Source organism: Mycobacterium sp. NGS48, assembly GCF_059812585.1.
On sequence record NZ_JCALCY010000002.1, the window covers coordinates 482,917 to 508,670 of the forward strand.

Annotated in this window: 22 protein-coding genes; 10 read left to right on the top strand and 12 right to left on the bottom strand. The window is 63.6% G+C overall.

The window, feature by feature from the left end; all coding sequences use genetic code 11:
* Window positions 1–2: 2 nt before the first annotated feature.
* From AC5Y42_RS06055 to AC5Y42_RS06090, 8 genes are all read right to left on the bottom strand, one after another.
* Window positions 3–953 (bottom strand): enoyl-CoA hydratase/isomerase family protein, encoded by a 951-nt coding sequence (locus AC5Y42_RS06055; RefSeq protein WP_499896547.1) that lies wholly within the window; start codon window positions 951–953, stop codon window positions 3–5.
* Entirely contained in the window at window positions 946–2,076 is a 1,131-nt protein-coding gene (locus AC5Y42_RS06060; protein ID WP_499896548.1) for a M24 family metallopeptidase, read from the bottom strand. The genes AC5Y42_RS06055 and AC5Y42_RS06060 overlap by 8 nt, the downstream gene beginning before the upstream one ends.
* Window positions 2,066–3,301 carry a M24 family metallopeptidase gene (locus AC5Y42_RS06065; RefSeq protein ID WP_499896550.1) on the bottom strand — a complete coding sequence of 412 codons (1,236 nt, stop codon included), beginning with the start codon at window positions 3,299–3,301 and terminating at the stop codon, window positions 2,066–2,068. The genes AC5Y42_RS06060 and AC5Y42_RS06065 overlap by 11 nt, the downstream gene beginning before the upstream one ends.
* A 9-nt stretch (window positions 3,302–3,310) precedes the next feature.
* Window positions 3,311–4,372: an amidohydrolase family protein gene (locus AC5Y42_RS06070; protein WP_499896801.1), complete on the bottom strand. Its 1,062-nt coding sequence runs from the start codon at window positions 4,370–4,372 to the stop codon at window positions 3,311–3,313.
* Window positions 4,373–4,548: 176 nt separating this feature from the next.
* Window positions 4,549–5,790 carry a cytochrome P450 gene (locus tag AC5Y42_RS06075; RefSeq protein ID WP_499896551.1) on the bottom strand — a complete coding sequence of 414 codons (1,242 nt, stop codon included), beginning with the start codon at window positions 5,788–5,790 and terminating at the stop codon, window positions 4,549–4,551.
* Between the two features lie 3 nt (window positions 5,791–5,793).
* On the bottom strand, window positions 5,794–5,988 hold the full coding sequence (locus AC5Y42_RS06080) for a ferredoxin (protein ID WP_499896552.1): 195 nt from the start codon (window positions 5,986–5,988) through the stop codon (window positions 5,794–5,796).
* The gene (locus AC5Y42_RS06085) at window positions 5,985–6,656 is read right to left on the bottom strand and encodes a TetR/AcrR family transcriptional regulator (protein ID WP_499896802.1); all 672 of its coding nucleotides are present in this window, start codon (window positions 6,654–6,656) and stop codon (window positions 5,985–5,987) included. Before AC5Y42_RS06085 ends, AC5Y42_RS06080 begins: the two co-directional genes overlap by 4 nt.
* 36 nt (window positions 6,657–6,692) lie before the next feature.
* Entirely contained in the window at window positions 6,693–7,505 is an 813-nt protein-coding gene (locus tag AC5Y42_RS06090) for an SDR family NAD(P)-dependent oxidoreductase (protein WP_499896553.1), read from the bottom strand.
* 311 nt (window positions 7,506–7,816) lie between these two features.
* On the opposite strand from AC5Y42_RS06090, the gene pstS (AC5Y42_RS06095) reads away from it, so the two are divergent.
* From pstS (AC5Y42_RS06095) to pstA, 3 genes are read left to right on the top strand one after another with little or no spacing between them, the layout of a single operon-like run.
* The gene (gene pstS, locus AC5Y42_RS06095) at window positions 7,817–8,962 is read left to right on the top strand and encodes a phosphate ABC transporter substrate-binding protein PstS (RefSeq protein WP_499896554.1); all 1,146 of its coding nucleotides are present in this window, start codon (window positions 7,817–7,819) and stop codon (window positions 8,960–8,962) included.
* Between the two features lie 54 nt (window positions 8,963–9,016).
* Complete coding sequence (gene pstC, locus AC5Y42_RS06100; RefSeq protein ID WP_499896555.1) at window positions 9,017–9,970, top strand: phosphate ABC transporter permease subunit PstC; 954 nt, start codon at window positions 9,017–9,019, stop codon at window positions 9,968–9,970.
* Window positions 9,967–10,872 (top strand): phosphate ABC transporter permease PstA, encoded by a 906-nt coding sequence (pstA, locus tag AC5Y42_RS06105; protein ID WP_499896557.1) that lies wholly within the window; start codon window positions 9,967–9,969, stop codon window positions 10,870–10,872. Before pstC ends, pstA begins: the two co-directional genes overlap by 4 nt.
* Window positions 10,873–11,228: 356 nt before the next feature.
* Here the strand turns inward: pstA and AC5Y42_RS06110 are convergent, their stop codons facing one another.
* Window positions 11,229–11,975, bottom strand: coding sequence for a TetR/AcrR family transcriptional regulator (locus tag AC5Y42_RS06110; RefSeq protein WP_499896558.1), 747 nt, complete (start codon window positions 11,973–11,975; stop codon window positions 11,229–11,231).
* Window positions 11,976–12,399: 424 nt separating this feature from the next.
* Between AC5Y42_RS06110 and AC5Y42_RS06115 the strand changes: the two genes are divergently transcribed.
* The 7 genes from AC5Y42_RS06115 to AC5Y42_RS06145 all read left to right on the top strand — a co-directional run bounded on the left by AC5Y42_RS06115 (window position 12,400) and on the right by AC5Y42_RS06145 (window position 21,457).
* Window positions 12,400–13,179 carry an alpha/beta hydrolase gene (locus tag AC5Y42_RS06115; RefSeq protein WP_499896560.1) on the top strand — a complete coding sequence of 260 codons (780 nt, stop codon included), beginning with the start codon at window positions 12,400–12,402 and terminating at the stop codon, window positions 13,177–13,179.
* A gap of 75 nt (window positions 13,180–13,254) precedes the next feature.
* Window positions 13,255–14,928, top strand: a complete 1,674-nt coding sequence (locus AC5Y42_RS06120) for an FAD-dependent oxidoreductase (protein ID WP_499896561.1) — start codon at window positions 13,255–13,257, stop codon at window positions 14,926–14,928.
* A 13-nt stretch (window positions 14,929–14,941) separates the two neighbouring features.
* The gene (locus AC5Y42_RS06125) at window positions 14,942–16,177 is read left to right on the top strand and encodes a cytochrome P450 (RefSeq protein ID WP_499896563.1); all 1,236 of its coding nucleotides are present in this window, start codon (window positions 14,942–14,944) and stop codon (window positions 16,175–16,177) included.
* A gap of 34 nt (window positions 16,178–16,211) precedes the next feature.
* Window positions 16,212–17,867: an acyl-CoA synthetase gene (locus tag AC5Y42_RS06130; RefSeq protein WP_499896564.1), complete on the top strand. Its 1,656-nt coding sequence runs from the start codon at window positions 16,212–16,214 to the stop codon at window positions 17,865–17,867.
* A complete protein-coding gene (locus AC5Y42_RS06135; RefSeq protein WP_499896565.1) occupies window positions 17,864–18,853 on the top strand; it encodes an NAD-dependent epimerase/dehydratase family protein in 990 nt (329 codons plus the stop codon). Before AC5Y42_RS06130 ends, AC5Y42_RS06135 begins: the two co-directional genes overlap by 4 nt.
* A 345-nt stretch (window positions 18,854–19,198) precedes the next feature.
* On the top strand, window positions 19,199–20,047 hold the full coding sequence (locus AC5Y42_RS06140; protein WP_499896567.1) for an SDR family oxidoreductase: 849 nt from the start codon (window positions 19,199–19,201) through the stop codon (window positions 20,045–20,047).
* A 12-nt stretch (window positions 20,048–20,059) separates the two neighbouring features.
* Window positions 20,060–21,457, top strand: coding sequence for a WS/DGAT/MGAT family O-acyltransferase (locus AC5Y42_RS06145; protein ID WP_499896568.1), 1,398 nt, complete (start codon window positions 20,060–20,062; stop codon window positions 21,455–21,457).
* Window positions 21,458–21,589: 132 nt separating this feature from the next.
* Here AC5Y42_RS06145 and AC5Y42_RS06150 read toward each other — a convergent pair whose 3' ends face one another.
* From AC5Y42_RS06150 to AC5Y42_RS06160, 3 genes are all read right to left on the bottom strand, one after another.
* The gene (locus AC5Y42_RS06150; RefSeq protein WP_499896570.1) at window positions 21,590–23,557 is read right to left on the bottom strand and encodes a serine/threonine-protein kinase PknD; all 1,968 of its coding nucleotides are present in this window, start codon (window positions 23,555–23,557) and stop codon (window positions 21,590–21,592) included.
* 22 nt (window positions 23,558–23,579) lie between these two features.
* Window positions 23,580–24,692 carry a phosphate ABC transporter substrate-binding protein PstS gene (pstS, locus tag AC5Y42_RS06155; protein WP_499896571.1) on the bottom strand — a complete coding sequence of 371 codons (1,113 nt, stop codon included), beginning with the start codon at window positions 24,690–24,692 and terminating at the stop codon, window positions 23,580–23,582.
* Window positions 24,693–24,872: 180 nt separating this feature from the next.
* Entirely contained in the window at window positions 24,873–25,688 is an 816-nt protein-coding gene (locus AC5Y42_RS06160; protein WP_499896572.1) for an alpha/beta fold hydrolase, read from the bottom strand.
* Window positions 25,689–25,754 lie beyond the last annotated feature (66 nt).

The window sequence follows — 25,754 nt, forward strand, 5'->3', positions numbered from 1 at the left end:
GGTTACCCGTTCTTCTCGCGGCTTGACTTGCTCAACCGGAACTCGGGCGGAAACTTGCTGTCGTTCTCCTTGACCGCATCGTTCAGCCCGCTGTCAATGGCGTCGTCGAGCATCAAATTGTCGCCGTCGGGAACCGCACTGCCGCCCATCGATTCGAACAAACCGGTCAGCAGGCTGCCGAGATATTCGCCCTGGTGCTGCTTGACCACCTCGAAGAAGATCTTCTGCATGAAGACGGTATCGGTGGGGCGGTTACGTGCGCACGCCCGTGCGTACTTGTCGACTTCGGCCTCCAGCTGCTCCCGCGGCACGACCTTGTTCAAGAAGTTGCAGTGAAACATCTCATCGGCGGTGAAAGGCCGCCCGGTGAAGACCATTTCCTGAAAAGTACGCAGGCCCATTGTCTGAACCCAGGTCCACATTCGCGGGCCCCAGCCGTAGTAGCGGAACGATGGGTGGCCGAACAGCGCATCGTCGGAGGCGATCACCAGGTCGGCGTCGGCGGCCTGGTAGAAATGCCAGCCGTAGCAGTATCCCTTGGCTTCGACGATGCTGATCTTCTTGAATTCCTGCAACGCCCGATTGCCGGCCTGCGCGTTGGCGTACCACTGGCTGATCGTCGCGCCGTGACGAAACGAACCTTTCGGCGGGTACTGAATTCCGTCGTCTTCCAGCCTCAGTTCGGCCAGCCGGGCCTCGGGCGAATCACGGCCCTCCATGAACTCGGGAAGGTCGGCACCGCTGCCGAGATCGTCGCCGACGCCGCGAATCACCACCACCTTCACGTCGTCGTCGACGGTGGCCCCGCGCAGGAGATCGGCGTAGCGAAGCCGCGCCGCGGTAGTGGGTGCGTTGAGAAACTCGGGGCGGTTGAACGTGATCGTCGCGATCTTGGTCGTCGGGTCCTTCGCGTAGAGGATGATCTCCTCGGGCGGCGGAGGGTTGTCAGGCATGGACGACGCCTTGCCATGACGGACTCGTGGTCAGCAACTCTGGGCCGTCCGCGGTGATCAGCACCGCCTCACGGCCGAACACCGCGCCGACGCCCCGTTCCCAAACGTAACCGGTGACGGCGAGCACCATGCCCGGCTCCAACTGTTCCTCGGCGGCGGTTGCCGGCAGATGCGCCGAAACCACCGGCGGGTCGAAACCCAGCCCCAATCCGCGTGCCACCGGCATCGGCGGCAGCGGTTCCCCCGCAGCGTGGTATGCGGCCAGCAGTTCAGCGGCCGGGGCGGCCGGCTGACACGCGTCATAAAGCCTGTCCCACAGCAATTCCCAGCGTCGGTAGAGATCGGCGGCACCATCGACTTCGCCGACCGGCCAGCTGCGGCCCACTTCGCCGGCGTAGCCGCCGGCAAGCACACCCGCCGACAGCGCCACCAGGTCACCGGACGCGACCCGTCCATCGTCGCTGCCCCGCCGCCACGGGTGCTCGCGCGAAGTCACCCATGCCCCGTCCTGGGTCGCCGGCGTGCTCACCCCGCCGGCCGCCATGGCCTCCAACAGGACGCCGGCCAGGGTCTTCTCGCTGACTCCGGGCCGTAATCCGGCGGCCGCCGCGGCCAGTCCGTTCTCGGCCACCCGGATGGACGCACGCAGTGCCGTCACCTCTTCGGCTGTCTTGATACGCCGGGCGGCCCGCATCGCCAGCTCCCCGTCCACCAGTTCGGCGCTGGGGAAGGCCACCGGCAGCAGCTGTGCGAAGCCGGGGGAAAGCGCATCGGTGCCAACGCGTTTCGCTGTGGCCGCACCGTCGATGCGTTGCAGCACCGAGATGGTGTTCATCGGATTCCAGGCGATGCCATAGAGGTTCTCGTGCGGGATATCCTCGGGCACCCCCTCATCCCAGGTGCTGAGCAGGTGAATGGCGCCGGTTTCCGCGACGACGACACAGGTCGGACCGAACGGCCGGGTGCCGGCCACCCATAGCTGCGGCACACCGGTCATGTAGCGCACGTTGGCCTGCCGGCCGAGCACCAGAATATCGAGGTCGTGGGCCGCCATTTGGGCCAATGCGCGCTCGCGGCGTCCGCAGCGCAGCGCGGGGTCGTCGGGCAGAACCTCAGTAGCCATAAGGGTGATAGGGGTAGTCGGTCAACGGGATCCAGCCTTCCTCGGTGATGACGATGATCTCTTCGCTGCGGTAGCCCCCAGTGCCGTCCTCCCACACGACCGGCTCCAGGACCAGCACCATCCCCGGTTCGAAAACAAAGTTCTCGTCGAACTCGTCACCGAGATCGGTGCCGATCATTGGTGTTTCAGCAGCGTTCACGCCGATACCGTGACCCAGGTAAAAATGCGGCAGCCACGGTCGGCTGCCGCCATTGGCTTTCGTCGCGGCTCTGCCCAGCTCCGCGGCGGTGGCGCCGGCACGCGTGACGCCGAGCACCGCGGTCATGATTTCCCGCCATCGGTCGAACTGCGCCTGCTGGCGCGCCGTGGGGTCCTGGCCCACCACCCAGGTTCGGCCGAAATCCGAGCAGTAACCGGCGTAGGTGATGCTGACGTCGGTCCACAACACGTCGCCCGCGGCCAGTTCGCGGTCGGTTGTCAGCAGCGGCAACGCCAGATCGCCGTGGGTGGTCCACACCCCGTCGGCCTTGTTCTTCGGCATCACTTGCCAGATCGGTTCGAGCATGCTGGCCATCGCGCCCAGCTCGAAGGCGCGACGCAGAAAGCCGGCCGACAAGTCGATCTGGCGGATGCCGGGGGCCAGGGCGGCCTGCACGTCGATCATGGCCTGGTCAGTGATGCGGCACGCCCTGCGGATACAGGCCAACTCGTCGGGAGTCTTGATGAGCTTGGCGGCGCCAATCACCTGGGCGGCATCGACCGGTCTGCCCGCCCGGAACAACTGGTCCTGGGCGCGCCGCATCGCTCCGGTGAACTCGTCGACCGCGACGACCGCCTCGGCGGGCACCAATTCGGCGACCACCCGCGCGAAGTTCTCCACGCCCTCGTCAAACTCCAAATAGACTGGGCCGTGCAGATGGTCGGCGGGCAGCCCGGATTCCGATGCCGTGCCTTCGCGGAATGGCAGGAACAAATGTGGCCACGGGTCGTCGGCACACACCACCGCGACGGGGCGTTCGACGTAGGACAACCCGGCGTCGCCCAGCGGCCAGCTCGCACCGGTGGCATAGACGACGTTGTTGTTTCCCAGCAGGATCAACGCATCAACGCCGCGGTCGGCCATCGCCGAGCGTAGCCGCGCACCGGTCTGAAAGCGCATCCGATCGAGGTCCGGAGTGTCCGGGATCTCGATTGCAGACGGCGGTGCCTGCATAAACGTGGTCATCAAACTGCCTTACAGTCCGAGGAATTGGGTGATGTTGCCGCTCACAATCTGTACAGCCGCCTCCGGGCCGACCGCATCGACGACTGCGGCCAGCGACTTCTCGGAATAGCCGTAGGTGCTTTCGTTGTGCGGGTAGTCGCTCGACCACATCACCTTGTCGACGCCGATCTTGTCGATCAACTGCAAACCCAGCGGGTCGAGCATGAACGACGCGCTCATGTGCTTGTCCCAGTAGTACCGCACGTCGTGCTCGAGGGGTCGGTTGAACATGTGCTGATAAGACGCGACGAGATGCTCGGCATCCTGCAAAGCCCATGGCACCCAGGCGATCCCGCCCTCAAACCAGCCGATGCGCAGCTTCGGATGCCGGTCGAGGATGCCGGAGAAAATGTACTTGGAGAAGGTTTCCCGGAACCCGTCGATATTGATCATCATGCCCACCACCACGCTGTTGAATTCGCATGGAGTTTTCGGCGGCGTCTCGCCGATGTGATGAGTGACCGGCAGGCCGGCTTCTTCGATCTCGTCCCACACCGGGCTCATGGCATCGCTGGCGTAGTCGATGATATTGCCCTCGTCGTCCTTTCCCGGGTTCAGCGGAAGCAGGAATGTCTTGAGACCAAGCGATTTCAGATCCGTAAGAGTCCGGCGGGTGCCTTCCGGGTCCCACCAGTTGATGAGTCCCGCACCGTAAAAGTGACCACCTGATCGCTCCTGCAACTCGGCGATGTACTCGTTGTAGATGCGGAACGCGAGTTCGCGAAGTTTTTTGTCCGGGTAGTGGAAGAGCGCCAGGATCGCGTTGGGGAATGCCAACTCCTTATCGACCCCGTCGTCGCGCAACTCCTGGATTCGCGCTTCGATGTTGGTGCTTCCGGCCCCCGGCAGGTCGTCGTACTGCATCAGCACCGCGCTGAAGTCGCCTGGCAGGAACGATTGCCCTTTGCGGCCGACCTGGTAGGCGCCATCCTCGTACCAGATTCGCGGTGCCTTGTCTTTGAGGTCATCAGGGAAGCGCTCGTAGAAGATGTCCTCGGCAAGCGAAATGTGGTTGTCCGCAGAGAAAACCACAGTGCCTGCCGGCAATCCGGTGCTTGTGACGTCGGCGTGGCCGCGACGATCCTTGGGTGCGCCGTATCCTCCGGGCGGATAGAGCGAGATGGTGGACTGGCTGGACATCGTTGATCCTCCAATCGGATCGGCTTGGTTTTCGAGGGTAGTCATCTAGGCCTGGCCCTTATAGGCGATCACCAGGTCACCGGCAACTCGTAGACGCCGTATGCGAGGCGGTCGTTTTTGAACGGGATCTTGTCGAACGGCACCGCCAGTTTCAGGGTGGGTATGCGCCGGAACAGTTTGTGAAAGACCATCTGCAACTCCACGCGGGCCAACTGCTGACCGACGCATTGGTGCGGGCCGAAACCGAACGCCAGGTGCTGGCGGGCGGGCCGATTCAGATCGACTACCTCGGGGTCCGGGAACTCGGCGGGGTCCCAGTTCGCCGGAGCCAGGTCGATGATGATGCCCTCGCCCGCACGGATCACCTCGCCGGCAATCTCGATGTCCTCGGCGGCCACCCGGCGCTGCCCGTTCTGAATGATGGACAGGTAGCGCAGCAGTTCCTCAACCGCATTGGCGATCACGGTGTCGTTGTTGGTGTCTCGGATCACCGCCAGCTTCGCGGGCTCCTGCAGCAGCGCAAGAATCCCCAGACCGATCATGTTCGCAGTGGTTTCGTGGCCGGCGATCAGCATCCCGGTGCCCAGTTGAGTGGCCTCTTTGAGGCTGAGTTCGCCGGATTTCACCCGGTCTCCCAGGTCCGACACCATGTCTTCGGTGGGTTCGGCTATCCGTGCCTCCAACAGCCGGATCAGATACTTGGACAGCTCGGTTGCGCCTGCAGCGGTGTCCTTGGCGGTCGCGTACCGGGAGACGCCCATGGTCGCGTGCTCCTGGAAGAAGCCGTGATCTTCGTAAGGCACGCCGAGCAGCTCACTGATCACCAGCGACGGGATCGGCAACGCCAGCGCCGTCACCAGATCGGCGGGTTGCGGGCCGGCAAGGATGGCGTCGATGTGCTCGTCGATGATCTGCCCGATCGCTGGGCGCATGGCTTCAACTCGCCGGGAGGTCAGCGGGCGGGACAGCATGCGCCGGAAGCGAATATGTTCGGCCCCGTCGGAGGTGAAGACCGATCGGGGGCGCTTGTGCACCGTGGCCAGCATGCCTTCGTTCCAGTGTGGAAAGCCATCGCGCCGGTCGTCGACACTGACCCGCGGGTCGCCGAACAGTGCCCGCGCCTCCTGGTATCCAGTGATCAGCCATGGCGTGCTGCCGTCCCAGATCCGCACCCGGGAAAGCGGTTTCGTTTGAGCGAGTGCCATCACGTCCGGCGGCGGCGCGAACGGGCAACCGCCCGACCTCGCCATCGGGTATTCCGGAATTCCCGAGGTGGTCTCGGTCGCGGCGCCGGTGAGCGTGTCGGACACTTCTCACTCCTCGATGTGAATGGCTTGGGCAGGGCACACCGCGGCGGCGCCGCGGGCGTCGTCAGCCTGCTCGGCCGATGGGCGTTCGTTGAGCAGCACGACGACACCGTCCTCGTCACGTTGGTCGAAAATCTCGGGTGCCCGCATCACGCAGTTTCCCGAAGATGCGCATGCGTCTTGGTCGACAGTCACTTTCACCGGTCGCTTCTTTCACTCACCGGGGCAAGCCACAAACCCACGATCGCGTCGATTAGTCCGGAACCGGCGGCCTGCCAACTGGACACGGATGTTTTTGCGGCAAGCGCACGTTCGCGGTCGGCGCAGGTGTGCATCAGCAGGTTGCGGGCCATCAGATTGCGCTCCACCCGAACCCCGACCGGCAACTCGGGCAGGCAGCCGTTGATGCCGTCGATCACCTGCACCAGCGACGGGGACGTCAGCGCATCTTTGACGACGATGTTGTGATAGGCCGGGTCGGTCATCACCTGCGCGGCAAACCGCGCGTACCAAGTGGGGTTGCCCAGTTCGGCGAGGTGTTCGGTGAGCGGACGCACCAGGCACGCCACCCAGTCGCGCATCTCGCTAGACGCGCCGGCCTGCACAAGCTGAGCAACCATCTCGTCGCGCAGTCGCTCGATGGGCACCCGGTGCTTGTGCTCAATGGCGCGTACCAAATCGGTTTTGGTGCCGAAGTGGTAGCCGACCGCGGCGTTGTTGCCCTGGCCGGCGGCCTCGCTGACCTGCCGGTTGGACACCGCGAACACCCCGTGCTCGGCGAACAACCGCTCGGCCGCGGTCAGGATCGCCTCCTGCGTCGTGCTGGCCCGCTCGGTGCGCGCGGGCCTGGCCGTAGTCACGACGCCCAGTCAACCGCGCAGCGTACTTTAAGTCAAGCGATTGATTTAATCTTTCGGACGGCGCCGCCGGATCGCTTTGCCGGCCGACGTGCCGCCGTCGACCGGGAGCACCGTCCCGGTGACATAGCAGGATCGGTCACCGGCCAGATAGAGCGCGGCTTCGGCGACGTCGTCCGGTGTGCCCTCGCGCTGCAGCGGCCGGTCAGCTCGCATCTGCTCCCGGATCGTGTGCTCGAAGCGTTCGAGCTCTTCAGGCGACTTGGCGGAGGTCGACGATGCCAGTATCGGAGTGGGGATATTGCCCGGGGCAATGCAATTGACCCGGATCTCGTAGTGTGCCAACTCGATTGCCACAGACTTGGTGAATTGGATGACCGCCGCCTTGGAGGCGCGATACGTCATCACCCCGCCACCGGCCTGGATACCACCGATCGACGACACATTGACGATCGAACCGCCGCCGCCGGGCGCCATGTGCCGAGCCGCCTCGCGGGTGCCTGCCATGACGCCGAGCACGTTGACCGCCATCACCCGCTGGAAGTCGGCGAGGTCGTCCTCCAGAAAACTGCGGTGCATCCGACTGGAGATACCGGCGTTGTTGACCATGATGTCAAGGCCGCCGAACTGCCGAACGGCCCGCGAGACCAATTCGGTGACCTGGTCGGGGTCTGCGGTGTCGGACTGACGGAAATCCGCTTGGGCGCCGTGCCTTTCCGCTAGCGCCTTGCCCCGGTCGGCATCAATGTCGCCGATCACCACCCGGGCGCCCTCCGTCAAGAACCTCTCGACGATGCCGGCGCCGATGCCCGAGGCACCGCCGGTGACGATCGCGACCTTGCCGGCTAATTCGTTGACCACACCGATGAGTTAATCGACGCGATCTCGGTTAAGTCAAGCGATTGATTTAGGAACTGGACCCGGAGCCGCGTCCCGCGGAGCACGGCGACGATGGTTTCCCGCTGCCGGCGATCTTGAAAAACCAGTGGATTCCCTGGCTGCCTGATCTTCGTGCGTGATACGTTCGCGTCGGTGGGGCCTTTAACTATGCGTCTACACGGTGCCGGCTTGGAGCAGCCGCGGAGCCACCCCACTTGCATGGCTGCGGAGCTTGGCGTGACCTGGTGGCGCAGTGAATGCAGTCGTCATCCCTTCCGTTCAAAGGAGCCGATTTGAAACTCAAACGATGTGGCGCTGCGCTCGGTGTGATTGCCACCGGCGCACTGGTGCTGTCGGCGTGCGGCAATGACAACAGCGCGAATCAAGGGAACCAAGGAAACAACCAAGGGGCGCAGCCGTCTGGTTCGGCGTCTGCTTCGTCGTCGGCGAACGTCACGTGCGGCGGAACCAAGACGCTGAAGGCCAGCGGGTCGACAGCGCAGGCCAACGCGATGGCTCGATTCGTCAACGCTTTCGAGCAGGCGTGCCCGGGTCAAACCCTGAACTACACCGCCAATGGTTCGGGCGCCGGCATCAGCGAATTCACCGGCAAGCAAACTGACTTCGGCGGTTCGGACGTACCACTGAGTGCCGACGAGGCCGGCAAAGCGCAGGAACGTTGCGGCTCGCCGGCATGGAACCTGCCCACGGTGTTCGGGCCTATTGCGGTCACCTACAACGTCAAGGGCATGGACAAGCTGGTCCTCGACGGGCCGTCGGCCGCCAAGATCTTCAACGGTGCCATCACCACGTGGGATGACCCTGCGATCAAGGCGCTGAACACCAACGCCACGCTGCCCGCCGAGCCGATCCACGTCGTGTTCCGCAGCGACGAGTCCGGTACCACAGCCAACTTCCAGGAATACCTCGACGCGGCGTCCGATGGCGCGTGGGGCAAGGGTGCCGGAAAGACGTTCAACGGCGGTGTCGGTGAAGGCGCCAAGGGCAACGACGGCACTTCGGCTGCTGTCAAGAACACCGAAGGGTCGATCACCTACAACGAGTGGTCGTTTGCTCAGGCACAGAAGCTGAACATGGCTCAGATCGTCACCTCCGCGGGTCCCGAGCCGGTGTCGATCAGCAGCGACTCGGTCGGCAAGACGATCGCCGGCGCAACGATCAAGGGGCAGGGCAACGACTTGGTCCTCGACACGATGTCCTTCTACAAGCCGACGCAGGCCGGCTCGTACCCAATCGTGCTGGCGACCTATGAGATCGTCTGCTCGAAGTATCCCGACCCGCAGGTTGGTTCAGCTGTCAAGGCGTTCCTGCAGGCCACCATCGGCCCCGGGCAGAACGGCTTGGCGGACAACGGGTATATCCCGATTCCCGACTCCTTCAAGTCGAGACTGTCCACCTCGGTCAACGCTATCGCCTGATCTGAGGCCGCCATTTCCCGAGAATCGCTGACCCGGCCCAATCCGACCGGGGCAATGCCTGGGTTGACGGCGACAGGTAGCGGTGCAGGACGGCACGGCGACCGACTGTTCAAGTCGGTCGCCGTTGCCGCCGGCGCGACGATCGTGATCGCGATCGGTTTGATCGCGATATTCCTGCTGATCCATGCCGTGCCGTCGCTGCGTGCCAACCACGCGAATTTCTTCACGAGTGCCGAATTCGACACCCGCGACGCCAAGAACCTGGCGTTCGGTATCCGCGACCTGTTCATGGTCACGGTGCTGAGTTCGATCTTCGCCTTGGTGTTGGCCGTACCGGTCGCCGTCGGGGTGGCGGTGTTTCTGACCCAGTACGCGCCGATAAGGCTGTCGCGTCCGTTCGCGGTGATGGTTGATCTGCTGGCTGCGGTGCCGTCGATCATCTTCGGGCTCTGGGGAATCTTCGTATTGGCGCCGCAGCTCGAGCCGATCGAACTGTTCCTGAACCGCCACCTGGGATGGTTGTTCCTGTTCCACAAGGGCAATGTGTCCCTGGTGGGCGGTGGCACGATCTTTACCGCCGGAATTGTGCTGGCCGCGATGATCCTGCCGATTATCTCCTCGGTATCCAGAGAAGTGTTCCGGCAGACCCCGCATATGCAGGTCGAAGCGGCGCAGGCGCTCGGCGCGACGAAGTGGGAAGTCGTGCGGATGACCGTGCTGCCGTTCGGCCGAAGCGGTGTCATTGCGGCGTCGATGCTCGGTCTGGGACGCGCGCTAGGAGAAACGGTGGCCGTGTTGATCATCTTGCGCGCGGCCGCCCAGCCCGGGCACTGGTCGCTGTTCGACGGCGGCTATACGTTCGCTTCCAAGATCGCCTCGGCCGCAACCGAATTCAGTGAACCGCTACCGACTGGAGCCTACATCTCCGCTGGATTCGTGCTGTTCGTGCTGACGTTCATGGTCAACGCCGCCGCCCGTGCAGTCGCCGGCGGGAAGGTGAACGGGTGAGTACCGCAGCGCTCGACCGACCGGTCAAAGCCGCGGCGTTTCGCGGCATCGGCATCAACCGGCGAATCAAAAACAGCGTCGCGACAGTGCTTTTCCTCGTCTCATTCGTCGTCGCGTTGGTGCCGCTGATCTGGGTGCTGTGGGTCGTCATCGACCGTGGTTGGTGGGCCGTCACCCGGAAGGGCTGGTGGACCCATTCGCTGCGCGGCGTGATGCCCGAGCAATTCGCCGGCGGTGTCTATCACGCGCTCTACGGGACGGTGGCGCAGGCAGTGGTGGCCGCCGTCATCGCCGTGCCGCTGGGCTTGATGGTCGCGATCTACTTGGCCGAATACGGTCCCGACCGCCTGACTCGGGTGACCACCTTCATGGTCGACGTGCTGGCCGGGGTGCCCTCAATCGTGGCGTCGTTGTTCATCTTCAGCCTCTGGATCGCGACTTTGGGCTTCGAGCAGAGCGGATTCGCGGTATCCCTGGCGTTGGTCTTGCTGATGTTGCCGATCGTGGTGCGTGCAGGCGAGGAGATGCTCAAGCTGGTGCCTGACGAACTGCGGGAAGCCAGCTACGCATTGGGCATCCCGAAGTGGAAAACGATCGTGCGGATCGTCATTCCCGTTGCGCTGCCGGGCATCATCTCCGGCGTCTTATTGTCGTTCGCGCGCATCATCGGCGAAACCGCACCGGTGCTGGTGCTGGTCGGCTACAGCCGCTCGATCAACTACGACATGTTCAGCGGCAACATGGCGTCACTGCCGCTGCTGATCTACACCGAACTCACCAACCCCGAACACGCCGGTTTCTTGCGGGTTTGGGGCGCGGCGCTGACGCTGATCATCGTGGTGGCCGTCGTCAACTTGGTTGCCGCCCTGGCAACCAGAATTCTGGCCATCGGGCGGACCTAGCCGTTTCGGCGACTCCTACTGTCATGTATTGATGACCGCTGTTCTTCGGTGCAAAGGGGATGGTGACGAGGTCATATCAGGCCCTCTGATAGTCGGTTGGCAAACTCGCGCGGGCTGGATGCTCACAGTTCCGGGCGAGGGTCGATTTTTAAACGTGCAGCGTTCGAACTCGTCTCAGAGCGCGTGGGAGCAGAGCTCGGACTCTGCGCGTGCCGGTTCAGCCGTGGCTTCGAATGGTGTGAGCGCTGCGGTGTTGTCGACGTGAATGGGTGCGTCCAAATGTCCGGCAGCCGGTCGCAGTAATCGGGGTGTTGATGGGCGCATTGCATCGTTTCCGCCGCGCAGACACTGGCCGTTTACGGGCGCGCGGGATTTCTCGCACCGGGCGTCCGGAATACCGGTTCAACTGACGGCGGATCGTCGATCAGCACGGGCAGTACGAAGACTCTGACGTAACGTCGTACCAGCTCCGGATCATCGCTTCCGGGGACCAGACCGCGCAGCAAGCTGACCGCAGACACGGTTAGATGGTGGGCCGCGTCGATCGGACGGACACCGTGGCGCAAAGCGCCCTTCCCCTGACCGAGTTGAAAGGTGATCAGAGACTCGACGATTGCGGTCAGCGGCGTCGACTGGGCGAGGTAGTCCGCGAGCGTCATCTGGTCGGAGTGCTCGGTGAGGACTCCGAAAACTTTGTCTTGGGCGAACTCGGTGGCCACGACGACCAGCGCCTCGACGATCATCGTCGCTATATCGGCGTCGGCGTCGAAACGCTCGAAGATGGTGGCTACATGCCGATCCGTCGCCCGGGCCACCAGCGCGGCGAGCAGTTCGTCGCGGGTCGAGAAATGACGATAAATAATTGTGCGGGTATAGCCGGCTTCCCGGGCGATCACATCCATGGTGGACGCGCGATAGCCTCGCTCGATGAGCGAGCGCTCCGCCGCATCCAGCAGAGCTTGCTTGGCCTCCTCAGAGGTCTTGCCACCCCCGAGAGGTCGCCCGCGGGACCGGTTTTGACCGGTGTCCCGTGTTGGCATGACCTTCTCGATTCGATAGCTCAATTCCCACCGCAGGTCACGGCTGGCCGTCTCGGGTGGCAATTGCCGACGGTACTACCCACATCGGCTGGCGGGCACGGGCGAGCGTCCGCATACCGCCTACAGGTACCTCGAAGAGGGTCCGATTGCCCGGCGACGCGTCGGGCAAGCTGGCAGCAGAGCCGCGAAAGTTCGATTATGTGTACAGCGCGCACCTCTCTGTGTACTATTTGCTCCACCGCGATCAAACCGCTCATTTTTTCAAGGAGCGATTATCGGTTTACCAGCAGGGTCCTTGGCGACCGAGAGGCCGAGTCTCCAGTCTCAGGTCTGGTACCGACTCGCGCAACGAACGCTGCTGGCGCAGGCCCGCCGGTCAGTCGCATCATCGACTGATAGGTCGCTGAGTGACCGGCTGACAGCCGTGGGACGTCACATCAACAACCTCGCGCGTCTTCGGCGTCTGCGGCCGGTCAAGGGTGTACAGGTGAGTCGCAATCGCGTTGACGGCGTCCTGGTGGAGACCATCCGCACGACCGCTTCCGGCCGCCGACCGCGGGAGGACGCCGCGATCGTTTACCTTCACGGCGGTGGGTTCTTCTGCGGAAGCCTCGACACCCACCGCCACATCGCCGCGGCTCTCTCTCGACGCACTCAACTGCCGGTCGTGCACGTCGAGTATCGCCAACATCCTCAAGTCACTATCGACCGGACTATCGAAGATTGCTTAGGCGCCTACCGGTGGCTACTCGATCAAGGAACCGATCCGGCCCGGACCGTGCTGGCAGGCGACTCCGCTGGAGGATTCCTCGCCTTCGCGACCGTCTTAGCGGCCCAACAGCAGGGCTTGGGAACGTCCGCGGGCGTGATCGGAATCTCGCCGCTGCTCGACCTCGACGGCACTCACCGCGTGGCGCACGCCAACGCGTCCCGCGACCCGATGGGTGTCGGCGTCGGACTCTCAGCCCTCATCGACTGCGTCGGTTCCGCAGCAAAGGACCGCGACGCCATCTCGCCGCTGAATGGGGACCTGAACCATTTCCCACCGACGTTGATCGTCGCTGCCGAATCCGAAGCGTTGCTCAGCGATGCGGAGCGCATGTACGGAGCGCTGACTGAACGCGGACGTGATTGCACACTCAAGGTGTGGCCCGGCCAACTACACGGATTTCCGGCGATGTTGCCTTTCCTGCCAGAAAGCCGAGCGGCTCTCGACTGCATCGTCGAATTCATTGACGCGCGGCTACCGCAAACGGGATGGGTTTGATGTGCGAACGATGGTTGCGCCGGTGGTTGTTTCGATCGTCACCCAGATCCGAACCGACTCAGAGGAGATGAGGTTATGGCATTCGTGATCACACAACGGTGCTGCAACGATGCCAGTTGCGTTCCGGAGTGCCCGGTCGATTGCATCCGTCCGGCTCCCGATCACGCGGAGTTCGCGACCACCGAGATGCTCTACATCGACCCCGAGACGTGCATTGACTGCGGCGCCTGCGTGGATGCCTGTCCGGTCGGCGCGATCTATTCCGAGGATGAGCTGCCCGAGACGATGGGGCGCTATAAGGACATCAACGCGAAATATTTTGAGCGGCATCCCTTGCAGCCGGATTTGAGCATTTTGGAGAATCCCACCCGGCCGCCTGAGGAATTGGGAACACTGCGAGTTGCGATCGTCGGCGCTGGCCCTGCAGCGTGTTATGCGGCCGAGGAACTGATGTCTCGGGCCGATGTCGAGGTTGACATGCTGGACCGGCTGCCGACGCCGTTCGGTTTGATCCGTGCCGGTGTTGCGCCCGATCACCTCGGGACCAAGGGGGTCGGGCCAATGTTTGATGAGAAGTTCGACCACGACGCGTTTCGGTTCCATCTCAACGTCGAGTTCGGCGAACATCTGACCCACGAGGAACTGGTCCGTCATCATCACGCCGTCATCTATGCGGTGGGAGCTTTCGACGAGCGGCGGCTCGATATTCCGGGTGAAGACCTCAAAGGCAGCCATCCCGCGTCGGAATTCGTCGCGTGGTACAACGGCCATCCCGACTACGCGGACACACCGTTCGACCTTTCCGGTGAGCGTGCGGTTATCGTCGGTAACGGCAATGTCGCCTTGGATGTGGCGCGGATCCTGCTCCTCGGGGCGGACGAGCTGGCGACTACCGATATCGCTGATCACGCGCTGGAAACGCTGCGGCACAGCAATATTCGCGAGGTGGTGCTACTCGGGCGCCGTGGGCCGGTTCAGGCGTCGTATTCGTCATCGGAGTTTCTCGCATTCGGCTATCTTCCTGCTGTCGATGTCGTGATCGATGAGCGGGAACTCGACCTGGATCCGGCCAGCAAGGCGGTGATCGAAGATCCCGAGGCCGAGCCGGCGCTAGCCTTGAAAATGCAGTTGGCGCAGGAGTATGCGAAGCGGTCGGTGGACGCGGCCCATAAGCGCGCCGTGTTCCGGTACCTAGTGTCGCCCGTCGAGATCCTCGGAGACCAACACGTCGAGAGCGTGCGTGTCGTCAAGAACAAGCTGGTCGAGTCCGACGGTGTCTTGAAAGCCACCGCCACCGACGAGACAGAAGATTTCGAGGCCTCGCTGGTGTTGCGCTCCATTGGTTTTCGTGGCCGGCCGTTACGTGGACTGCCGTTCGACGAAAGAACGGGAATTGTTCCCAACGACCACGGCCGCGTCGTCGGCGATGCCGGTGAGCCGATGACGGGTGCCTACGTGGCCGGGTGGATCAAGCGTGGTTCGACCGGCACGATCGGCACCAACAAGCATTGTGCGGGCGAAACGGTCGAGAGCATCCTCGAGGACTTCATGGCCGAGCGGCTCGACGCCCCGGCGGCCGACCGGAGTTCGTTCGAGCGGTTGGTGTCCGAGCGCCAACCGGATGTTGTCAGCGGCGGCGGCTGGCGCGCCATCGATGAGGCCGAGCAGCACCGCGGGGAGTCGTGCGGACGTCCGCGGGTCAAGTTCACCGACGTCGCCGAGATGGTCGACGTAGCCAGGAACGCGTGAGAGGAGGACACCGGTGGCAGAGCCAAACCTTCCGGAGGGGTTCGACGTCACAGATCCGGATATCTATGTCGAGAGGGTGCCGTTCGAGGAGTTCGCCGAGCTTCGCCGGGCCGCGCCGATCTGGTGGAATCCGCAGCCGCGCGGCGCCGGCGGATTCGACGACGACGGTTTCTGGGTGGTCAGCAAACTCGACGACGTCAAAGAGGTGTCCAAGCGAAGCGACGTCTTCTCCAACTATGAGAACACGGTCGTACCACGTTTCGCCGATGAGATTCCGCGAGAGAACATCGAGCGACAACGAGCCATCATGCTCAACATGGACGCTCCCGAACACACCAAACTGCGCAAGCTGGTGTCCCGGGGGTTCACCCCGCGTGCGATCAACACTCTCAAAGAGAGCTTGAGCGAACGTACCGAGAAGATCGTGAATTCCGCTGCGGAGTCCGGCTCTGGCGACTTCGTCACCCAGGTTGCCGTCGAGTTACCGCTGCAGGCGATTGCCGACCTGATCGGCATACCGCAGGACGACCGGATGAAGGTCTTCGACTGGTCGAATCAGATGATGCAATACGACGATCCGGACTTCGCCGACATCGATCCCGTCGAGGCGTCCTCGCAGATCCTGGCCTACGCGTATGAGATGGCCGAGCAGCGCCGCAAACAGCCCGCCGACGACATTGTGACCACCCTGATCGAAGCGGACATCGACGGCGACGAACTCAGCTCGGAGGAGTTCGGCTTCTTCGTGATCCTACTTGCGGTCGCGGGCAACGAAACAACCCGCAACGCCATCACCCACGGGATGAATGCGTTCCTGGAGAATCCTGACCAGTGGGAGCTGTTCAAAAAGGAGCGGCCGAAAACCACCGCAGACGAGATCATTCGCTGGGCGACACCGGTCACGTCATTTCAGCGGACCGCGCTCGAGGACACCGAACTCGGTGGCGTTCCGGTCGAGAAGGGACAGCGGGTCGTCATGCTGTACGGCTCGGCGAACTTCGACGAAGACGCGTTCGACGACCCGAACACGTTCGACATCACGCGAAACCCCAACCCGCACGTGGCCTTTGGCGGAACCGGTGCCCACTACTGCCTTGGCGCGAATCTGGCGCGGCTCGAAGTCGATCTGATCTTCAACGCCATCGCCGATCACATGCCAGACATCTCCAGGGTCTCCGAGCCTCGTCGGCTGCGGTCAGGTTGGCTCAATGGCATCAAGGAGTTCCAGGTCGACTACCACACCGGTTAGCCGCAGTGAACATGACCGCGGAAGGTATATCTAGGTGACCCGATCCTTGCCCTCCCCTGACGAGTTCATTCGCAGAGCCGCGGATACAGTCAAGGGCATCAATGTGCTTCGCAAGCGCGGCCTCTTCAATCCGTTGCGGCCCGACCACGGCATCCACTCGGCCCTCAGTGCGAAACGGTACGGTCCGTTTGCTGGGCTGATCATTCCCGGCGCGCGGCGGTACGGATCCGCACCGGCCATCGTCGATGAGCGCGGCGCGCTGAGCTTCCGCGAGCTCGACGAGCAGTCCAACGCGTTGGCGCACGGGTTGGCAGAACAAGGTGTCGCGGAGGCAATGGTGATCGCCGTGCTGGCGCGCGATCACCGCGGGCTGGTCCTGACCATGGCCGCCGCCGGCAAGCTGGGTGCCCGGCTGGTGATGATGAACACCGGTTTCGCCAAGCCGCAGTTCGCCGACGTGTCCGAGCGCGAAAACGTTGAGGTGGTTCTGCTCGACAGCGAGTTCATGGCATTGCTCGATGCGATTCCGCACGACATCCCGCGGATCCTGACCTGGGTGGACGAGAAGGACGACATCGATCCTTCGACCCTGACCATGGACGGGCTCATGGATGGCCGGTCGACAGATGGGCTGCCGGTCCCCGGCAAGGCGGGCAGCATGATTCTGCTCACCAGCGGCACGACCGGAACGCCCAAGGGTGCACCACGCGAGAAAGTCTCGCCGCTGTCGTCTGCACAGTTCCTGGATCGGATCCCGCTGCCCAAGGGTGGGACGATCGTCAACGCAGCCCCAATCTTCCACGGGACAGGGCTGTCCCAGTTCGCCATCGGGCTGGCCCTGGGAAACAGAATCGTCTTGCACCGCCGGTTCAATCCGGAAGGCACCCTGCGCAGCGTCGCCGAAAACCGTGCAGACGTACTGGTGTTGGTACCCACCATGCTGCAGCGGATGATCGACCTCGGTCCAGATGTACTGGCGAAATACGACACGTCGTCGCTGAAGATCATCTTCGCCGCCGGGTCGTCGCTGTCACCGGACTTGTGCAAACGCACCGCCGAGGTCTTCGGCGACGTCCTTTACAACCTCTATGGGTCCACCGAGGTCGCGGTCGCAACCGTCGCGACGCCAAGCGAGTTGAAGAAGGCCCCCGGCACCGCCGGGAGGCCCCCGGTCGGTTGTCGGGTCGTGCTCTACGACGAGAACCGCGCCAAGATCACCAAGCCGAACGTCACCGGCACCATCTTTGTCGAAAGCGTCCTCAGCTTCAGCGGTTACACCGGCGGGGGAACCAAAGAGATGGTCGACGGAATGCTCGCCAGCGGCGACGTCGGTCACTTCGACGAGAACGGGCTGCTGTTCGTCGACGGTCGTGACGACGACATGATCGTGTCCGGCGGCGAGAACGTCTTCCCGCTCGAGGTCGAGAATCTGCTCGCCGAGCGTGAGGACATACAAGATGCGGCCGTGGTCGGAGTCGACGACCGGGACTTCGGAAAGCGGTTGCGCGCGTGCATCGTTCCCGGCCCGTCAGGCCCGCGTGACCCCGAGGAGATCAAGACCTACGTCAAGAACAATCTCGCGCGCCACAAGGTGCCGCGTGATGTGGTGTTCCTCGATGAGCTTCCGCGCAATGCGACCGGAAAGCTGCTGCGCCAGCAGCTCATCGACATGGACGTGGGCTCCGGATGAAGATTGCGGTCACCGGGGCGGCAGGGTTTCTCGGTACGAATCTGATCAATCGACTGGTCGATGACGGTCACGAGGTCAAAGCGATAGACCGCGTTCAGTCCCGCCATACCCGCGCCGACGGCGTCGAGTGGATTTCCGGCGACGTACTCGACACGGACTCGATGACCCACGCCCTCGACGGCGCCGAGATCGTCTACCACCTCGTCGCGATGATCACCCTCGCCCAGAAGGACGAGAAGGCTTGGGAAGTCAACACCGCCGGCGTACGCACCGTCGCGCAGGCGGCACGCAAGGTCGGAGTGCGCCGGATGGTGCACTGCAGTTCGGTGCATTCGTTCGACCAGTACGCGTGTGGTGGACGTCTGGACGAGACATCGGCGCGGTCGACATCGCCGGAGATTCCGGTGTACGACCGGTCGAAGTGTGCGGGCGAGGCGGAACTGCGCAAGGTCATCGACGCCGGGCTGGACGCGGTGATCTGCAACCCCACCGGCGTCTACGGACCGGTGGACTACGGTCCCTCGCGATTCAACGGCATGTTGCTGGACGCGGCGCGCGGCAGGGTGCCGGCCGTGATCGAGGGCAGCTTCGACTTCGTCGACGTGCGCGACGTGGCAACGGGTCTGATGGCTGCTGCCGACCGCGGTCGTATGGGTGAGAACTACCTGCTTCCCGGCGAGATGATCACCATGTTCGACGCTTTCCGGATGGCCGCCAAGTTCGCCGGGCGCCGAGGTCCGCTCTTCGCGTTCCCGCTCAGCGTCATCAAGCCGATCCTGTTCGTCGCCGAGCCGATCGGCAGCCGGTTCGGCTCGGACGTGGTGTCGAAAGCGGCGATCGGCGCGCTGCTCGCCACGCCGGTCATCGATGGCACCAAGGCCCGGACAGAGCTCGGCTATTGTCCGCGTCCGACTGCCGACACCATCCGCGACCTGGTCGCCTTCTTCGTCACCTCCGGTCAGCTCGAGAGGAAGTCGCGGTGGTGAATTGTGGTTTGCAACCTGCCGCTCAGGCGGCTGACTCCGATGCAAGGACGGCAAAGGAGGCGACCTTGAGGGTTACCGATCGGTCGAGAGAGCGACTGTTCAACTTCACGCTGCCGATGGGCGATCGGACGGAATCGGGCGTCGGATCACGAAGGGGTGGAGCGGTAAGCGTGCGCAAGTACTGTCGTCAGCCGGCGATCACCGCACCGCGCATACCCGCACAGCGCAAGGAGCCGATGAGGTTTCCGTTCCGCCGCTCTAACGTCACGGCCAGCGTCGCGCTCATCCGTCTAGCATCCCGGCGTGGTCGGCGCCGTTACGGTGGTGCTCAGGAAATGAAGAACGATGGCGCGTAAAGCAACGACCGTGCGGGACAAGGTTTGCGTTGTCACCGGGGGCGCTAGAGGGATCGGGCTCGCGACGGCCACAGCGTTGCACAAGCTCGGCGCGAAGGTGGCGATCGGCGACGTGGACGAGAAGATGCTGAAGGAATCCGCAACGAAGATCGGCCTCGAGGTCTACGGCGAGCTCGACGTGACTGATTGCGAGTCGTTCGCCGGCTTCCTCGACGACGTCGAGCGCCGGCTCGGCCCGATCGACGTGCTGGTCAACAATGCCGGAATCATGCCCGTTGGCAAACTCATCGACGAGTCGGACGCCCTCACTCGCCGGATCCTCGACATCAACATCTACGGTGTGATTGTGGGCAGCAAACTGGCCGCGCAGCGGATGGTCAAGCGCGGCGGGGGGCATATCATCAACATCTCGTCGATCGCCGGTGAGGTGCCCACGGCGGGGCTGGCCAGCTACTGCGCAACCAAATTCGCCGTAGTGGGTTTCACTGAATCCGCCCGCATCGAGTACCGCGACAGCAAAGTCCAGTTCTCCACGGTGCTGCCAACTTTCACCAACACCGAACTCACGGCCGGAACGGTTGGAGTGAAGGGGCTGAAGAACGCCGAGCCAGAGGACATCGCCGGCGCCGTGGCCCGTCTCATCGAGAAACCAAAGCCCCGTGTATCGGTGACCCGCGTGGTCGGCTTCTTCGTCGGCTTCCAAAAACTCATGCCGCCACGCGTGAACGAGTTCATGACCCGCAAATTTGGCGCCGAAAGAGTGTTTCTGGACGACGTCGATCCGCAACAGCGCCGCACCTACGAAGAGCGAGCTCGCGGAACCGAGCTCGAGAACTGATCGGGAATCATCATGAAGCGACTTTCGGGTGTTGACGCGGCATTCTGGCACGCCGAAACGGCGGGCTGGCACATGCACGTGGGAGCGCTGGCTATCTGCGATCCCACCGACGCGCCGGACTACAGCTTCGACTGCGTGCGCGAGCTCATCATCGAACGGCTGCCGCAGATGCCACAACTGCGTTGGCGGGTGGTCGGGTTCCCGTTGGGCCTGGACCGACCGTGGTTCGTCGAGGACGACGAACTGGACGCCGACTTTCACATCCGCCGCATCGGGGTGCCCGCCCCCGGTGGGCGAAAAGAACTCGAAGAGCTCGCAGGCCGTCTGATGTCCTACAAGATCGATCGTTCCCGCCCACTGTGGGAGCTGTGGGTGATCGAAGGCGTCGAAGGCGGTCGCATCGCGACACTGACCAAGATGCACCACGCCATCATTGACGGCGTATCGGGTGCGGGCCTCGGCGAGATACTGCTCGACATCGCACCCGAGCCACGACCGCCGTCGGAGGACACCGTGGGGTCGTTGGTTGGCCTTCGGATACCCGGCCTACATCGAGTCGCGTTAAGCGCGGTGCTTAATCTCGGAATCAAGACGCCGTACCGCGTCGCACGGCTGGTCGAGCAGACGGTCCGCCAGCAGCTGGCCACGTTGGGCCTCGCCAGCAAGCCGCCAGGTTACTTCGAGGCCCCGCACACCCGGTTCAACGCGCAGGTCTCACCTCACCGGCGGGTCACCGGCGCTCGGGTTGAAGTGGCGCGAGTCAAGACCGTCAAGGACGCCTACGAGGTGAAGGTGAACGACGTGGTGCTTGCGCTCGTGAGCGGTGCCGTCCGAGAGTACATGCTCAAACGAGGAGAATTGCCCGACGAGCCGCTTATCGTGCAGATCCCTGTCTCTACCCGCACCGAAGTGAACAGCAACGACGTCGGCAACCAGCTTGCGACGATGACCGTCTCGCTCGCCACCCATGTCGAGGACCCCGGCGAGCGGATCAAGGCCATCCACGAAAGCACCCAGAGCGCAAAGGAAATGGCCAAAGCGCTGTCGGCACATCAAATCATGGGACTCACCGATACCACACCGCCCGGACTGCTGCAGCTGGCCGCACGCACCTACACCGCCACGGGATTATCTTCCAACCTGGCCCCGATCAACCTGGTGGTGTCCAACGTGCCGGGACCGCAGTTCCCGCTGTACATGGCCGGAGCCAAGCTCGAGTCACTGTGGCCGCTCGGACCTCCGGTGCTGGATGTGGCGCTCAACATCACCTGCTTCTCTTATCTGGAGCACATGGACTTCGGCTTCGTCACCACCCCCGAAGTAGCCGATGACATCGACGAGATGGCCGATGCCCTCGAGCCAGCCCTGGCTGAACTCGAACGCGCCGCGGGCATCGCGATTGAACACTGAGCGGCGCAAATTTGAGCGACATCAGCGCGCCGCTGCGCGTCATCAGCGCGTATCCGGGAAGGCTGGGCGGATCGGCCAGTTACCGGAATGGCTGGACTACGAAGGCGTCGACGACGATGTGCCGTTCCTGCTTCAACTGGGCGGCAACTTCTCCACCCTGTTGTTGCCGCGGTCGGCGACGTAGACGTTTCCGTCGTTGTCCACCGCCACATCCAACGGGGTGTTGAGGCCGGTGAACGGCAATACCACCGGTTTGTCCGACCCGGCCGGCAGCTTCACCACTTGGCTGTTGTCGTGTTCGGTGACGTAGACGGTGCCGGCCTTGTCGACGGCGATACCCCAGGGCACGGCAAGACCGGTGAACGGCAGCTCGATCTGCTGGTTGGTACCGGCCGCCAGCTTGAGCACCCTGTTGTTGTCGGAGTCGGTGATGAAAACGTTGCCGGTGCTATCCACCGCCACACCATCTGGGTGGTTGAGGCCATTGAACGGCAAATCGGTCTGCTGGTTGGTACCCGCGTCGAACTTGACCACCCTGTCGTTGCCCCGGTCGGCGACGTACACGTTGTTGGCGCTATCCACGGCCACACCCTCGGGATAATTGAGACCGTTGATCGGCAGGTCCGTCTGGTCGTTCGACCCAGGCGCCAACTTCACCACCCGGTTGTTGAAGTCAGTGACATACACGGCGCCGGCGCTGTCCACGGCCAACCCTTGGGGTTCGTACAGGCCGGTGAACGGCAGCACGGCCGGACTGCTCGAGTCGGGCGCCAACTTCACCACCCGGCCGTACATGCCCTGGTTGGTGACATAGACGTTGCCGGAGCTGTCCAGTGCGACCCCACCTGGGGAGAGGTGGAAGTTGAGGCCCTTGAACGGCAGGTCAACTTGCCCGTTCGCCGACTTCGGCCCCGACGACGACCCAAATACGAGAATCGCGACCGCGACGAGGACGCCGATCACCACGAGCGCGATAGCCCCGATGATGACCCACCGCCTGCGTTGCTCGTCGTCGGCGCCCGGCGCCTTGCTGAAGTCCGGTGCGTCGCCAGGGCTGCCCGCCGCCGGGATCCCCGGCTGGCTGGGCCAGTTGCCGCCGCCGGTGTCCGGCGGCGGCGCCCACGCCGGCTGGGTCCACGCGTCGCCGCCAGGACGCGACCCAGTGGACTGGTTCCGGAAACCGGCCGGGCCCGCCTCGGCGGCCGGCGCCAGCTGGGTGGCGTTTTCGCCTCGCCTCAAAATCGTGGCGGCCTGATGCTGCTCGGTTGTGGTCAGCGCGTCGTGGGCTGCCGCGGCCAGATCCCCGGCGGTGCGATACCGGTCCTCGGGCTTTTTGGCCATGCCCTTCGCGATCACCTGGTCCAGCGCCGGCGGGACATTCCCGGGCTGCATTTGGCTGGGTCGCGGCACCGGCTGCATCAAATGTGCGGCGACCAACTGTTCGATGCTGTTCACCTGGTAGGGCGGCGCTCCGGTCAAACACTCAGCCAAAACACAGGCCAGCGCGTAGACGTCTGCGGGATAACTGACCTCGTCCCCGGAAAACCGCTCCGGGGCCATGTACTTGTAGGTTCCGATCGCGGTACCCGTCTGGGTCAGCCCCGGGTCGGTCGCAGCGCGGGCAATACCGAAATCCACCAGGTAAGCGAAGTCGTTCCCGGTGATCAGAATGTTTTCCGGTTTGACGTCGCGATGCATCACGCCGCTGGCATGCGCCGCGTCCAGCGCTGAGGCGATCTGGCTGACGATCGCCACCGCCCGTCCCGGCGGCAACGGCCCGCCGCGGGCCAGAATCTCACGCAGCGACGTGCCCTCGATCAGCCGCATGTCCACGTAGAACTGCCCATTGATCTCGCCGTAGTCGTGGATCGGCACGACGTGTGGCTCGGTCAGTCGTCCCGCCGTGTCGGCCTCGCGTTGCATCCGGGCGCGAAACTCGGGGTTTCCGGAAAATTGGGAGGAGATCAGCTTCAACGCCACCACCCGCCGCTTGCGGGTGTCCTCAGCCTCGTAGACCTCGCCCATTCCGCCCCGGCCCAGTAGCCGCTTCAGCTGATAGGGCCCAAACCACGAACCCACCCGCGAATCTGGGTCGGTCACCGTCGACGCTCCCTTCCGCTCATCACGAGATCGCATTCACCGCCGACTCGAGTTTCGATTCGAACGATTTCGGTAGCGGAATGTATCCGTACTCGTCCAAACCCTCCTGCCCCGAACCGATGCTGGCTTGCATGAACGCTCTCACAGCCGGGCCGGTTGCGGGATCCGGATACTTTGAGCAGACGATCTCATAGGTCACCAATACGATCGGGTAGGCACCGGACTGCGTGGGTTTGTAGAACGACGACGTGTCCACCACCAGGTCGTTGCCCTGCCCCTTGAACCTCGCTCCCTCAATCGTCTTTCCGACTGATTCGGCAGTGATCGTTACGGGATCCGGTCCCGCTGAGGTAATGACCTGGGCCATGTTCAGCTGACGCCCCACCGCATAGGACCACTCGTTGTAGGTGATCGCACCGTCGGTGGTCCTCAGCACCGACGACGTGCCCCCATTGCCGTCGGCGCCCTGCCCGACACCTCCGTTGAACGTTTTTCCGCTGCCTTTGCCCCATGCACCGTCGGAGGCGACATCGAGGTATTTCTGGAAGTTGTCGGTGGTCCCGGACTCGTCACTGCGGAACACGACCAGAATCGGCGTCGCAGGCAAATTGGCGCCTTTGTTGAGCGCGGTGATCGCCGGGTCATTCCACATCGTGATGGTGCCGTTGAAGATCTTGGCCGCCGTGGGCCCGTCCAGGTTCAAGGTGTTGACGTTTTTGATGTTGTAGGTGATCGCGATCGGTCCGAACACCGTCGGCAGGTCCCACGCCGGCGAGCCGCACCGCGCTGATGCCCTGTCGGGCTCGCCTTTGGATGGATCCAGAGCCACGTCGGAGCCACCCAGGTCCGTCTCGTTACTGAGGAACTGCTCCACGCCCTTGCCGGAGCCATTCGCGTCGTAGTCCAGCGTGTAACCGGGGCACGCCCGGATATAGGCATAGACGAATTGCTCTATCGCGTGCGTCTGCGCGGTGGAGCCACTCGCCTTGAGTTTCTTTTTGCCGCCGCAGTCCACCGGCACCGCCGTGGCACTGGATTGCGACGACGAGCTGTTGTCGTGGCTGCTGCACGCCGACACCACCAGTGCCGCGGCGACCAGCAAGCTCAGGGCGGCGCTGAATCGGTTGACCTTCACGCAACTCCTTTGAAGCGTCACGGTGACGAATACGCTCACTCCGCCGCCGGGTCGAGCCGAGCGCGGAACCACCCTCCGTCGCACAGGCGCATCGCTGCTCGGCAATAGTCGGCAACAGAACGCTGAGCTTACCGTGAGTAGGTAACAGCCGAGGATGAACGGTCGTTTGTCGCTGTGCGGTCAGCGGAGAAATTCCTGTAGCAATTCGTTGACATTTGACGATTGCTCGATTTGCGGGCAATGGCCCGCCGCTTCGACCACTGCCGAACGGCCGTCGGGAATCTGGTCGGCAATCTGCTTGGCCCAACCGAGCGGAAGTAGTTTGTCGCACGCCCCTTCGATTACCAGAGTCGGAACCGAAATGCGCGGGTACGCACGGCTACTCGACGGGTTCGGTGGCGGCGGGGCGCCGGGACGACGAAACCGCGCCGCCGCGACGGCTTCCCAGGCACCAGGCGCGGTGCTGGATTCGTAACGGCGGCGCACGTAGTCGTCGTCGGCCGGGTAGGCGGAATCATGGAAGAGGGCCGCCACGATGCGGCGCATGCCCTCGAAGGAGGCGTCGTATTCGTAAAGCGCCTGCATGTGATCGTTGCGCTGGATGTCTCCGCCGCCGCAGATGACCACCATGGCGCGTATCGGCAGCAGTGCCGAATCCGACGTGGCGTCGTTGAGCAGCATGATGGCGCCCATCGAATTGCCGACGAAGTACGCCGAGTCGATTCCTAACTCAGCGCAGAACCGCGCGACGTGGCGGACCCGCATACCGCGCCCGTCGTTGAAGTCGATGACCTTAGCCGACCGCCCGAAACCCAGCATGTCCGGCGCCAGGACCCGATGGTTGGCGGCCAGGACCGCGATGTTGCGTTCCCAACCGATTTCCGCGCTGACACCGAACTCCCCGCCGTGCAGCAAAACGACCGGATCGCCAGCTCCGGCTTCCAGGTAGCTGGTGACGAGCCCGTCGATCACGGTGGTCTTGTGCTGGATCTCCAACGAGGCTCCTCAGTTCGGGTACTCGGCAACCGTGCGTGCCCAGCACCATCCAGCGTGGAAACCACC